Source organism: Staphylococcus sp. HMSC62B09, assembly GCF_001839115.1.
GTDB classification, from domain to species: domain Bacteria; phylum Bacillota; class Bacilli; order Staphylococcales; family Staphylococcaceae; genus Staphylococcus; species Staphylococcus haemolyticus.
This window is the reverse complement of the sequence record NZ_KV840081.1, coordinates 1-13,349: the sequence shown is the minus strand read 5'-3', so window position 1 is coordinate 13,349 and position 13,349 is coordinate 1. Positions and strand designations below refer to the sequence as shown.

The 13,349-nt window shown below is 29.1% G+C and carries 13 protein-coding genes and 1 pseudogene; 8 read left to right on the top strand and 6 right to left on the bottom strand.

Features of this window, described 5'->3' with window-relative positions:
• Nucleotides 1-342: 342 nt before the first annotated feature.
• Nucleotides 343-885: a recombinase family protein gene (locus HMPREF3265_RS00570; RefSeq protein ID WP_000873698.1), complete on the bottom strand. Its 543-nt coding sequence runs from the start codon at nt 883-885 to the stop codon at nt 343-345.
• A gap of 113 nt (nt 886-998) precedes the next feature.
• Between HMPREF3265_RS00570 and HMPREF3265_RS00565 the strand changes: the two genes are divergently transcribed.
• Nucleotides 999-2,450, top strand: a complete 1,452-nt coding sequence (locus HMPREF3265_RS00565; protein ID WP_002455808.1) for a SulP family inorganic anion transporter — start codon at nt 999-1,001, stop codon at nt 2,448-2,450.
• 12 nt (nt 2,451-2,462) lie between these two features.
• Nucleotides 2,463-2,876, top strand: coding sequence for a universal stress protein (locus HMPREF3265_RS00560; protein WP_000282781.1), 414 nt, complete (start codon nt 2,463-2,465; stop codon nt 2,874-2,876).
• Nucleotides 2,877-3,199: 323 nt separating this feature from the next.
• Here the strand turns inward: HMPREF3265_RS00560 and rbsK are convergent, their stop codons facing one another.
• Nucleotides 3,200-4,123 (bottom strand): ribokinase, encoded by a 924-nt coding sequence (rbsK, locus tag HMPREF3265_RS00555; RefSeq protein WP_002497489.1) that lies wholly within the window; start codon nt 4,121-4,123, stop codon nt 3,200-3,202.
• Nucleotides 4,124-4,144: 21 nt separating this feature from the next.
• Entirely contained in the window at nt 4,145-5,122 is a 978-nt protein-coding gene (locus HMPREF3265_RS00550; RefSeq protein ID WP_002497490.1) for a LacI family DNA-binding transcriptional regulator, read from the bottom strand.
• Between the two features lie 137 nt (nt 5,123-5,259).
• Between HMPREF3265_RS00550 and HMPREF3265_RS00545 the strand changes: the two genes are divergently transcribed.
• Both HMPREF3265_RS00545 and rpe read left to right on the top strand, forming a co-directional pair.
• On the top strand, nt 5,260-6,639 hold the full coding sequence (locus HMPREF3265_RS00545; protein ID WP_002497491.1) for a PTS transporter subunit IIC: 1,380 nt from the start codon (nt 5,260-5,262) through the stop codon (nt 6,637-6,639).
• 574 nt (nt 6,640-7,213) lie between these two features.
• Nucleotides 7,214-7,867 carry a ribulose-phosphate 3-epimerase gene (rpe, locus tag HMPREF3265_RS00540; RefSeq protein WP_225261181.1) on the top strand — a complete coding sequence of 218 codons (654 nt, stop codon included), beginning with the start codon at nt 7,214-7,216 and terminating at the stop codon, nt 7,865-7,867.
• A gap of 190 nt (nt 7,868-8,057) precedes the next feature.
• On the opposite strand, the gene HMPREF3265_RS12325 is transcribed toward rpe, so the two are convergent.
• Entirely contained in the window at nt 8,058-8,159 is a 102-nt protein-coding gene (locus tag HMPREF3265_RS12325) for a type I toxin-antitoxin system Fst family toxin (RefSeq protein ID WP_002497230.1), read from the bottom strand.
• A gap of 204 nt (nt 8,160-8,363) precedes the next feature.
• Here HMPREF3265_RS12325 and HMPREF3265_RS00535 point away from each other — a divergent pair, with 204 nt between their 5' ends.
• Both HMPREF3265_RS00535 and HMPREF3265_RS00530 read left to right on the top strand, forming a co-directional pair.
• The gene (locus HMPREF3265_RS00535; RefSeq protein ID WP_002499598.1) at nt 8,364-8,912 is read left to right on the top strand and encodes a recombinase family protein; all 549 of its coding nucleotides are present in this window, start codon (nt 8,364-8,366) and stop codon (nt 8,910-8,912) included.
• A 101-nt stretch (nt 8,913-9,013) separates the two neighbouring features.
• Nucleotides 9,014-9,982, top strand: coding sequence for an ATP-binding protein (locus HMPREF3265_RS00530; RefSeq protein ID WP_002497497.1), 969 nt, complete (start codon nt 9,014-9,016; stop codon nt 9,980-9,982).
• 243 nt (nt 9,983-10,225) lie between these two features.
• Here HMPREF3265_RS00530 and HMPREF3265_RS00525 read toward each other — a convergent pair whose 3' ends face one another.
• On the bottom strand, nt 10,226-12,148 hold the full coding sequence (locus HMPREF3265_RS00525) for a MobA/MobL family protein (protein ID WP_002497503.1): 1,923 nt from the start codon (nt 12,146-12,148) through the stop codon (nt 10,226-10,228).
• Nucleotides 12,149-12,351: 203 nt separating this feature from the next.
• Between HMPREF3265_RS00525 and HMPREF3265_RS00520 the strand changes: the two genes are divergently transcribed.
• Entirely contained in the window at nt 12,352-12,621 is a 270-nt protein-coding gene (locus tag HMPREF3265_RS00520; protein WP_002497502.1) for a hypothetical protein, read from the top strand.
• A 16-nt stretch (nt 12,622-12,637) separates the two neighbouring features.
• Nucleotides 12,638-12,877, top strand: coding sequence for a DUF3847 domain-containing protein (locus HMPREF3265_RS00515; protein WP_002497501.1), 240 nt, complete (start codon nt 12,638-12,640; stop codon nt 12,875-12,877).
• Nucleotides 12,878-13,105: 228 nt separating this feature from the next.
• Here HMPREF3265_RS00515 and HMPREF3265_RS00510 read toward each other — a convergent pair.
• Nucleotides 13,106-13,349 (bottom strand): annotated as a pseudogene (locus HMPREF3265_RS00510) (replication protein); the annotation flags it as partial.

The following is a 13,349-nucleotide window of genomic DNA, read 5'->3' as shown; positions in this document are numbered from 1 at the left end:
AAAAAGAGAGTGTACAGAAAATGGTTATTTTCTGTACACTCTCTTTTTATATTATATATCTACACTTATATTTTTTTCGAACAACAAAGAAACACAAGTAACTATTGGTCTGAGTCTCACACTATTTTTATTAAGGCAATCGTTTATGTCGTAATTATGATGAAGTGATTAAAACAGCTAATTATTTAAATGGGAAAGAATATTAATGTATTTTAAACTTCCTTCTTGGGCTATTGTTTTGATTGGTATTATTTTAGGTATTCTATTTTATTAATATAAATAATAATTAAAATACTCATACTCTATATACATTCCCCTTATTTAACAACTAAGGGGAGTGTATTATTTATCTAAATGTCTGTATAATGTGGCTCTACTTATATTGGTTTTTTCTTTTATCTCATCTAATGTATATTTCTTACTCATATACATTTCTATAGCATCTCTTAAATTTTTATCATCACGTTTAGGTCTACCAAGACGTTTACCTTCTCTTGTATAATTCTCTAACCCCATACGTGTTCTAAATTTTACAATGTCGCTTTGAAAATCAGTAATCTCATGTAATGTTTTTATAAAATTTTCATTGGTATCTGCAATGAGATTTTTATTTAAATTAATTATATATAGTGAAATTCCTTTGGCAGAAAGTAAATCTAGTATATCTACTAAGTGTTTTGTAGAATCTGCAATAATACACAAATCTGTAATATACAATGTATCACCAAAAACTAATTTTGAATTTAATAATGTATTTAGTTCGTTTCTTTTTTTATTATTAGCATGCGTCTCTTTTAGAATATTTTTTGTATATATTTCTATTTTCTTTGCTTGTTCAGTAACAGTGTCATTTATTGTTACAGGTCTAATGTAGCCGTATTTCATTTTATTACACCACCTTACATAAAAAAGTATAACACATAGTTTCATTAAGGGGTATACATATGAAACTTTTATGTTATACTTTACAGTATAATTAATATAAAGGAGAGAAAGCGATGGTTGAAAAATTAAAATCTGAATGGTTCAATCAGCCTAGAAAGAATATACTTGCTGGGATCGTTGTAGCACTAGCATTAATACCAGAAGCAATTGCGTTTTCAATTATTGCTGGTGTGGATCCGATGGTGGGATTGTATGCAGCATTTATCATTGCTACTGTTACTGCCATAGTGGGTGGTAGACCTGCAATGATTTCTGGCGCCACCGGGGCTGTGGCGCTTTTAGTCACACCTTTAGTTAAAGAACATGGTGTTGAATATCTTTTTGCTGCTACGATATTGATGGGGTTAATACAATTACTTTTAGGAATACTTAAAGTCGGTCGTTTAATGAAATTTATTCCCCGTCCAGTTATGATTGGATTTGTTAATGCATTGGGTATTATGATTTTTATGTCTCAAATAGAGCATATTTTTAATATATCTATAGCAACTTATATATACGTTATTATAACTTTACTAATTGTATATGTTATTCCTAGATTTTATAAAGCTATACCTGCCCCATTAATAGCTATAATTGTTTTAACAGCATTGTATATGTATACAGGATCTGACGTAAGAACTGTAGGTGATTTAGGTAATATTAAGCAAACTTTGCCTCATTTCTTAATCCCTAACATTCCTTTTAATTTAGAAACACTTCAAATTATTTTCCCATATTCATTATCAATGGCTATTGTGGGTCTAGTAGAAAGCCTACTTACAGCTAAAATTGTAGATGATGCAACTGATACACACAGTAGTAAAAACAAAGAATCAAGAGGTCAAGGGATTGCTAATATTATTACTGGTTTCTTTGGCGGTATGGGAGGTTGTGCCATGATTGGACAATCAGTAATCAATGTTAAGTCAGGTGCAAATAGTAGATTGTCTACATTTACAGCAGGTATTGTACTTATGTTTATGATTATTGTTCTCGGTGGTGTAGTCGTTCAAATCCCGATGCCAATTCTTGCAGGGATAATGGTTATGGTTTCTATCGGGACTGTTGATTGGAATTCATTTAAGTATATAAAAAAAGCACCTAAAACAGATGCATTCGTTATGGTTTTAACGGTTATTATTGTATTAATAACACATAACTTAGCTATCGGTGTAGTTGTAGGTGTTGTTTTCAGTGCTATATTCTTTGCGACTAAAATTTCTAAAGTTGAAGTTATTTATAAAGAGTTAGGTAAGCAGCATCGTTTTTCTTTTAAAGGTCAGATATTCTTTGTATCAATTGATTCTATGATGGAGAAAATTGATTTTAATATTGAAGATAGTGTCATAGTGTTGAATTTTGATCACGCTCACCTATGGGATGATTCAGCAGTAAATGCCATTGATACGATTGTTAGGAAATTTGAAGAGAAAAACAATATTGTGTATGTTGAAAAATTAAACGCAGATAGCCGAAAAATTATTTCAGAACTAAGTTATTTAAATGAAACTCATTTAAATTAAGGAGTGTTTTTTATGTATAATTCAATTTTGCTTGCAGCAGATGGTTCAAAAAATAGTATACGTGCAGCCCAAGAGTTACTAAATTTTATAGGTGATTATACAATTGTCACAATACTTACGGTTGTAGATATTGAAGAATCAAAAACAGATGTTTTACATGATCACCAAGGAACTAATCTAACTCAAAAAAGGGAAAGTAAATTACAATCTATTAAAGATTTATTTACAGAACACAATGTGAATTACAAAATTAAAATTGTTCACGGTACTCCAACAGATAAAGTGGTTGAAGTTTCAAATAGTGGTGAATATCAAGCTATCATTTTAGGTACACGTGGCTTAAACAGTTTTCAAAAAATGGTTCTTGGTAGTGTAAGTCATAAAGTTGCTAAACGTTCTCAAATACCTGTAATTATTGTTAAATAATTAAAACTCTTCTATATTTTATAGAAGAAGTTTAATAATTTTATAAACCAAAACTGACATATATATCTATATACAAAAAAGAGAGTCCGAGAAATAAAGTTTCTGGACTCTTTATATTTATTATATAAATAATCCTAATTCATTCAGTAAAGTAATAAATGTGATAATTACAAAATCTTATATGTGTGATTAGAGTGTACTTATAAAATACAGCACTTCGTTTAATTTATATTTATGTATCTCAACATGTATTTAAATAATTTATTTTTTTATGATACATTAAGTTTAGATTTAAAATATATCTAAATAATCAAGATTATAAATTAGTAATTATGCTGTTCTATAAAATAATTAATTTCTTCTTCAGTAGGTATTGCTTTTTGTGTTTCTTTTTCACTAACCTTTATTGCTGAAGCAGCTGTTGCAAACTTAACAGAGTCTACTAATGAATTACTTTTATTTAAATGAGAAGTTAAAGCTGCTGCAAAAACGTCTCCAGCTCCAACGGTGTTAATTGCTTTGACTTTATAAGCAGGGACAAAGTTAGTATTACCATTATCATAAATTAGTGACCCTTGTTCACCTAATTTAACAATAACTGTCTTAACGCCTTTTTCGCTAATAATTTGAGCTGCGGTTAAAGCTGATTGCTCATCTTCAATTTTAATGCCTGATATTTTCTCTGCCTCTTGTTGGTTAGGAGTAATTATATCAGCATAACTTAAATAGTATTCGTCATAACCATCTGCAGGAGCAGGATCTAAAACGACAGTAATGCCTTTCTTTTTCGCTAATTTTAAAGCATGTAGTATAGACTCTTTACTAGTTTCAAGTTGCAATAAAAAGTATTTTGACGTTGTTGAACTAAAAACTTTTGTTATGTTATTTAGTCCCATTTTACTGTTTGCTCCTAGTGTTCCTAGCATAGTATTCTGCCCATTTTCATCAAGAACAACGATAAAAGTTCCTGTATTTGTACCTTCTATAATTTGAATGTTAGATATATCAATGTTATTATTTTTCAAATTATTCAACATGTTTTTACCATGATCATCGTTTCCGATTGCCCCTATGAATTTCACCTTACTCCCAATCCTAGATAGAGCAATAGCCTGGTTTGCTCCTTTTCCCCCTGGTTGGTTACTAATTGAATTCACCCATACAGTATCTCCATAGTTAGGGAATTCATTTGTAGTAATAAATACATCTTGGTTAATACTTCCCATTATTATAATTTCTTCAGTCATTATTTCTCCCCCTATTTTTATTTATGCTTTTGTAGAATCTCTAATAACAATTTCAGGAGTATATTCAAATTGTATTGTTTTATTTTCTTTAATTGAATTCATTATTATTTCTCCAATTTTGCTATCTAATTGATTAATTGTAGTCAAGCTAGGAGTAGAATATTGAGATAAATCACAATTATCATATCCAATAATTTGAATTTGATTAGGTATCTCAATACCTAGTTTGTGACAAGCACTAATTGCCCCTATTGCCATAGCGTCATTAGCACATACAATCCCATGAACATCATTTTTTTGGTTTAAAGTGTTATAAGCCAAATCAAATCCTGATTTATAAGTGAAATTCCCTTCTAACAATTGGACTTGGTGACTTAACAAATATTCTTGCATAGCACTTTGATATCCCTTAAAACGACTAGCAGAAGATTTTTCTGTTATTTCACCCGACATAAATAATATATTTTCACATTCACAGTTTTTGATTAAATGTTCTGTAGCAATGTAGCTTCCTCTAAAATGATCAACTGAAATTGTATTAGGTTGGTTATCTACATTCGTTCTATCAATCGTGATAACATTTATATCATGTTTTTCTAAATACTTTATATCTTTTTCTGTTATTGCTAAAGAATTGATAATAACTGTTTGTATATAATTATCTATAATGCTTTTCAGAAAATACGCTATATTATCTTCATTATCATTACTGTTACATAGATATAATTTGTAACCATGTTTGTTAGCTGCTGTTTCAATAATATTTACTAAATCTGAAAAATATGGGTTGTTTAAGTTAGGGATGATTAAAGCGATTAAATTTGAAGTTTTATTCGATAAAGACCTCGCAATGTTATTTGGTTCATAATTCAACAAATTTATAGCATCTCTCACTCTTTTTTCAGTTTCAATATTTGCGCCCGGTTTATTGTTTATAATTCTAGAAACAGTAGCCGTGGAAACATTAGCCATTTTTGCAACATCTTTAATTGTAGCCATAAATACACCTCTTGTAACCGATTACATTAATTGTAATGCTCTCTAATTTTTTTGTCAAATAGCATTGAAAATAAAGCATTTCTGTTTTATTATAAACCTATACCTCTTTTGTAACCGATTACAAGGAGGGTAAAATATTGTCACAAATAAATAACTTATTTCAATGGTTTATCAGTTTAGGCGGTCCCGCTATAATGTTTGTTATTATAACTTTACTTTCATTAGGATTTGGAGTTAAATTTTCTAAATCTTTAGAAAGTGGCATACGGATGGCTATTGCACTAACCGGTATGACGGCTGCAATATCTCTTTTGACTGAAGCATTAGGACCCGCCTTACAAGATTTCGTTAAATCAACAGGCGTTGATTTACATATAACAGATTTAGGTTGGGCGCCGATGGCTGTTATCACATGGGGTTCTATTTATACTTTATATTTTGCTTTCATCTGTACAATAGTTAATTTATTATTGCTATTTACAAACAAAACTAAAACTTTAAATGTTGATTTATTCAATATTTGGAATATATCTATTATTGGATTATTAGTTGAGTACTATGCTCATAACATGATAATTACATCGCTATTTGTCATTATGATTTACACTTTAATGTTAAAGAATTCAGACGTTCTTAAACCTTCGATTAATAAGGTTTTAAACTATGACGAGAATAATGTTACAACTACAGCACATCCCAGTCTTTTAATTGCACCTTTTGTTTTTGTCATAGATATATTTATCACTAAGTTTTTACCTTTTATTGATAAATTTGATTTTAATGCTGAAACTTTAAATAAGAAAATTGGATTTTGGGGAAGTAAATTCGCTATAGGCGTTTACTTGGGAGCATTCATTGGTGTTTTAGGACAACAATCTTTAAAAGATGTTCTCACTCTAGGTTTCACCACAGGGGTTGTTCTAGAGCTATTCGCTTATATTGGCGGATGGTTTGGGCCAGCTATTGAGCCACTATCAAACAGAATCAGTTCTATTATGAGTTCAAAATTAAGAGGACGTAAGTTGTTCATCGGTATTGATTGGCCGATCCTTGCTTCAAGTGCTGAACTGTGGGCAGTTGTGAACATATTAGCACCTATATTATTATTTATTGCCATGTTTTTACCTGGAAATAACGTTTTACCGTTAGGTGGTATTTTATTAACAGTTTTAGTACCAGCTTTATTATTAATAACTAAAGGTAAAGTCATTAGGATGACCATTATTGGAACTATTCTATTACCATTATTTTTGTGGGCAGCTACAATGATTTCTAGTTTTCTTACTAATACTTCTAAAAAAATTGGAGAATTCCCTTCTGGATTATCAGATGGTCAAATGTTTTCTTCTGTAGACTCTGATCCAATAGAAAAAATGTTAGGAATGCTAGTTGGAAATGCGTGGAATACATTTGATATTCAACTAGTTATTCCAGCTGTTATAGCTGTAATTGTATATATTTCATTTTTCTTCTGGTATTTTAAAGCAATATCTAAAAAGGACCAAAATTCTAATTAAGGATGAAATTATTGGATAATATAAAAAAGATATTTTAAATGAATTATACAGAAAGTTTTAATTCAGTAAAAAATAACGAAATTCTATCTTTAATTGAGAAAATAGAACAAAAAATAGAGTCTTTATATACGGTTTAGGTAGGAAAATGTTAATGTTAAAGGCTTTTGGAATGAGACTTATGGATTTGGGTTATGAAGTACATATCATTGGAGATGTTACCACACTTGCTATTAATAAAGATGATTTTTTATTAATAGTTCGGGAACTGGGTAATTATCGACTGTGGAAGCATTAGTTAATGATGTGAAAAAATCAGAAGCAGAAATTGCATTTTTTACAGCTTTTCCAAAAGAAACATTGCTACAAAGAACTACTTAATTATAAATATTAAAGCAAAAACAATGAAAGAAAATGAAGAATTAGATTCTATACAGCCTATGTGGAGTGTTTTCGAACAGTTTCAATTATCATTATTAGACTTCGTAATAACTCAATTAATTGAAAGAAACAATATTACTGAAGAACGGTACCTAACCATACAAATATAGAATAATAACGTTAATAAAGGAGTTTTATTATGGAAAAATGGCTATTACCTTCTATGATGTGCGCAGATTTCGGAAGCTTATCTACTGAGATAAGCAACTTGGAGGAAGCAGGCGTCACTGGATATCATATAGATATTATGGATGGGCAATTTGTTCCAAATTTTGGAATGGGGCTACAAGACTTAGAATTTATTAGAAAAAGTACAAAAAAACCAATTGATGTTCATCTAATGGTTAATAATCCTAATAATCATATAAATTTGTTTGCAAATATAGGGGTAGACATTATTTATATACACCCAGAAGCTGATATGCATCCAGCAAGAACATTACAGAAAATTAAGCAGAAAAATATTAAAGCAGGAATTGCACTTAACCCTGGAACTTCTATAGAATCTATTAAACCTTTATTAAACATTGTAGATTATGTAATGATTATGACTGTAAACCCAGGGTTCGCTGGACAAAAATATCTAAATTACGTTGATTATAAAATAGATGAATTAGTTGAAATGTCTTTCAAATCACGCTTTAATTACGATGTTTTAGTAGATGGTGCTATATCCCCTGAGCGTATTGATAATTTATCAACTAAAGGGGTGAAAGGTTTTGTTTTGGGCACGTCTTCATTGTTTGGTAAAAACAAAGACTATGCAACCCTTATAAATAATTTAAAGTAAGCCTTTGATTTTGATATTAATACCATAAAGATACTTATAAAAAAGAGAAAGAAAGTATAATTCTTAAATGATTTTTGCATTTCTCTACCAGCCAGTGTTATAATCTACTTAACAAAGTTATTAAGCATAATACACCAATCCCCTCACTATCGGAAGTAGTGAGGGGATTTTTAGGTGTGACTATAGTCGCCTATTTTTTCTTATCGTTGCGATTGCGTAGCCAATGCGCAAATAATGCGACGATACAACCACTCGCTGCTGTGGTCATGATGTGAACAAAGTTATCAAGCATAATTACACCTCCTCTCTACGTCTAGATTGACGCCTGAGAGATAGGCGACCTTTATATTATATCATCTGTAATGGGTGAGTTACATATAACTTCTGATAAGTCATTTTACGTCTATATAAATATCAAAAAGCAAAAATAATAAACTTGATTTTAGTAAAATATATATAACTTCAAATTTTACTACGTCCTAAAGGAGATAATTTAATGTCTAAAATTGGTTATATTCGTCAGCTACCTAAAAGTGAATCAATCGATTTACAGTTACTTAAACTTAGAAGTTATGGTTGTAGTTGTATATTCATTGAAAGTGAAGATAGAAATATCGGAGAACTTGATGAATTAAGTAACTGTTTAAATTTTTTAAAGAAGGATGACACACTAGTCGTCAATAATCTTCAACATTTAGGTAAAACACCTAAAGAATTTGTTCTTTTTTCACAATGGTTACTAACGAAAAATATTAAATTAGATATAGTAGATATGAAGATATCTACTAGTGATGAAAAGACTAAAGATATGTTTTATTCTATTTTGTATGCTATTAATGAAAATGAATCCACCATAGCAAGCGAACGAACAAAAATAGGATTAAAGACTGCAAGATCTAGAGGGCGTAATGTAGGAAGACCTTCAATATCTAATGAAATCAAAAAGCAAATTAAAAATTTATACATAGAAAAAAAACTTACAGTTGCTGAAATTTCTAAAAAAGTAGGTGTCAGTACTACAACAGTTTATAGAACACTTAAATAAGATACACTTCACTATACAATACTGTCTAATATAAAAAATATTGATTATCAGTACAAGAAGAAACTCGTTTCACTCGTATAAAACTCAAGGAGAAAAAAATCATGATTATTGAAAATAAAATCAAAGAAATTTTAAAGGCACTGCCAAACGAAAATAGTAAGTTAGACTATAAATTAAAAGAGTATGCAACGGAAAAAAAGGGCGACCTTATTAAAGATATACTTGCTATGTTAAATAGTCTAGAAGCTTATAACGAAAACAAATTTATAGTATTTGGAATAAATGACAACAAAGAAATAATAGGACTTAAAAAAAACATGTTCGATGATGCACATTACCAAAATATTATTGATGAATATATAAATCCAAGACCTAAAATAGAGACCGGCCAAATAGAATATAATGACGAAAAAATAGGTTACATAGCTATAAACTCTAATAATTTAGAAACACCTTACGAATTAAAAAAAGAACTAAGAATAAAAAAATCAAAATCGTCTTTATCCAAAGGTCTGTCATTTATAAGAAAAGGTAGTACAAATACTCCAATCATCCAAGAAGAAAGAGAAAAACTAATACTTAAAAAAACCGAAAAAAACCCAAATAACAAAAATTTATTCACAGCATTAAATCAAAAAAATCACGCAATCGAAGAAATATATTACAAAAATAATAAAAAAAGAGGGAGTAAAAAATTAGATCCTTCAAATAACAACGGAAGATTTACAATTGGAGAATTATCATACGAATTCGAAATGATATTAGACGTTGCTTCTAATGAAATAGCAAGAATTATGAAAACAGATACAATAAAAGTAGCTAAAATAAAAAATTACAAAGATAATGATATTTATTATGAATTACAAGAAAATTTAAAAAGTCCTAATGAAGTAGTAAAAAAACTTAATACTAGTAGCAGGTCTAGAGACTTTAATCTAAAAGATTTAGGAATACTAATAAATAAACACGGTAGAATAGCAGAAATGTTTTTCAAAGAAATAAAATCAGAGAGCCACGGAAGTGAAGAAAACATAGTAGAAATTGAATGGAATATTCCAGAAACGAAATAAGATTTATCTATTCCAATTGCTTTATTGACGTTGAGTCTCGGAACCCTTAACAAAATCAAAACTTGTCGAATGGTCGGCTTAATAGCTCACGCTATGCCGACATTTGTTTCAATCTGTTTGATAAGTTAAAATCCCGTATATAGTCGTGAATTTCAGTGTTATCTTTAAAACAAAATCAATGTACTACATTTGTTTAAGTTTCTTATTACTAAAAAATGAACTTTATATCATTTCAACGGCCTACTATCTTCTCATTTGGTTATTTCTATCTTGTTTCTTCTTCTTTTTCTTATGATTAATATTGTTTTGTTTTTCAGTTTCATTCGCATAATATATAAGGAAGTCACTAGCGTTTATAGTTGGTAAATTAATATGATTAGATTGTTCATTTTCATGTTCAATATGATTGTCATTATCATTTCTATCTATTTGATTAATATGTTTTTCGATAACTTCTTTTTGATCGACATTGTTATATTTTTCAAGTTTGATAAGTAATTGAACTTTCTCATTAGGTGTTTGGTCTTTGACTTTTTCAAAGTTTTTATCGCCTATATCTATTCTTAAATCATCATCAATATGTTCTTTATAACTATCAATTTCTTTTTCTTTTTCCTTAATAAATTGCAACTCAACATTATATTCAAAGCTATCTTTTTCTAGTTTTTTTAGATTTCTTTCACTAAAGAAAATATCCTTACTTGCTTTTTTATAAGTATCTTCTACAAATACATCAGTAGGAATATTGTTATTTTGTTTGAATAGATATTGAACATGAGATGCTTTAATAATGTTACCTTTTTGTGCCTCATCAACAATAAATGCTTTCTCATCATTACTAAATTGTTTATGAGAATTAGGGTACATTTGCTGAACGATTAGATTATTTTTCTCGATTTCCGTTTTATATACATCTTTAGCTGATTGATAAATTTCTTTACGTTTTTCTTCTCTGCTTTCTAACTTATTCTTTTCATTGAGTAATTCTTTATAATTAGATTTAACAGTGTTAATAAACTCTTGTTGACTATATCCTTTGCTTTCAATATCTCTTCTAAATTGATAATTAATATCATAATTGTTTGCATAAAATTCTAATTGACGTCTCTTAATTTCATTTTTGAGTAAGTCATTTTGAATTTTACGACCAAAGGTAGACGCACTATCAAACGTATTTTTCATGGTTTCTTTCGCCTCTGAATAGCCAACATCATGTTTATATCTATCAAATAAAACAGAATAACTCTGTTCATTTTTACTTACTTGATCGTTAGCATTTTGAATAAATAATCTAATTTCATTTTGTGCTTGTTCTTTCTCTTTATCACTAAATACTTGTGATACTTCGCCACGATTATATCGTCTAATTTGTTCATTTTTTTGTCCATAATAAGTAACGGGTTTGTACTCGATACTCTCTTTTTCACAGCGTTTTTTTTCGTTTTGTTCTAGTCTATATTCTTCTCTTGTCAGTGGAATTTCAGCTATTTTTTCTAAACCTTGTTCTTCAAAAGAACGACTATCATATCGTCTTAAACTTTGTTCATGTTCTGAATATTGATTTAATTTTAATTCCCAATGCTTACGAACTTCTTTGAAATCAAAGTCGGCAAATCGTTCTTGCTTTCTAACTTTATTACCATTTTTATTTAAAATCGCATGGCCATTTTCATCATATTGCGTTCTTGTTTTTGTCTTTTTCCCCCAAGTACCGTCTGAATTAAAAGGTCTTTGAGTCAGTAGAACATGGGCGTGTGGGTTGTTCATATCATCTCTATGAATTGAAATATCAGCAACCATTCCTTTGTCTACAAACTCACTTTTTATAAAATCTTTTGTTATTTCAGTTTGTACTTCTCTATCAAAATCATTAGGTAAACTTAACAAGACTTCTTTGGCTAATCTAGGGTTTTTAGTTTTCGCATTATGCTTTTCAACTTTATCGACTTCATTCCACAAACGCTGTCTATCTTTCGTCCAATCAGGCGCATGTTGAGGGGTTAAAATCATGCTTTCAGGTTTTACTGTATGATTTCTAAACTTAATTTTTTCATCTGTACGTTCACTATATAATGCTTCGTCAGAACGATAAGATGCTGATGCAACGATATTTTTTGTTGCTCGATTAATGTTAGTCACTCTCAACATAAAGTAACCTTTCTCCATGATTTTACCTCCTCTCTTTTTTGAATTTAAACCCCTGTGGGAACTATCATAATCAACCTTTAGGGTTGCCCATTTTTATGCCAATTTTTAATTTGCATGTAAATGGGCAGTGTCTTAAGAACTGGTTATATTATACCATGAATATGCGACTTACCCAATGAATTATGATATGCTTTATATAGATAAATTAAGGGAGTTTTTTAATGTCTAAAATCAAACAAACAGATATTACAAAATTAAGTCAATTAGAACAACAAATTGAACAACTGAAAGAGCAAAAGAAAAAACAAGAAGAACAACTATCTAATAAAATTGGTGGCTATTTTTTAAATAAACTTGATTTAAATATGATCAACTCTAGTGATGAATTATATAAAATCATGGATAAAGTCATTGGAGAATTTAATAAAGATATCGAACAAAATAGTAGCGACGAGAACAAGGAAAATTTAACAGAAGACAAAATTAACTAGAATAGTAAGTGATACGATGAATGATTTTAAAAATCTCAAAAAAATAAATGCTGAAATTGAAAAAGCAGAATTAAGAAAGCATAGATTAAAAAATTTAGATAGAAAAGAAAGAGCACATAGACTGATTCGAAAAGGCGCGATGCTTGAAAAGTATTTTGAATGTGAGCATTTAAGTCCAGATGAAACAGAAGAATTGTTAAAGATGTATGCCAACTACATTAATACAAATAAACCCAATAAATATAAAAAGAAATAATGTATCATACCTACAAATACTTGGAATTGCACTTGAATAAAATAACAGATAAGTTATTGAAGATAGTATCAAAAATATTAGTTTTACAATGTTTATATAAGCAAAAACAAGATCAAGAGAAAATGAAATTGAAAAATTAAAAGATGGGACTAAAACCGAAAAATTTTAGACCCATCTATGTACATAATTATATTTCCTTGAATATAAAGTTGGCCAACAAAGTTTTAATTAAGTATTAAATAAAGAAGTGATTGGTAAATTATCACGACGCTTATTAAGGGTATGCACTTCAGCGAATTCAGATTTAAGAGATTTCATGAGATATCCTTGCATTGCTTCAACAGTTTCATTTTTTTGAATAAGCACGGCTTTAAAACGTTTAAGAACGTGAAGTATTTCTATTTCCATATCTTCTAATAAATAATATGTATCAATAGAATTGTTGAAAGATGTTTTGGCTTTTAATAATACA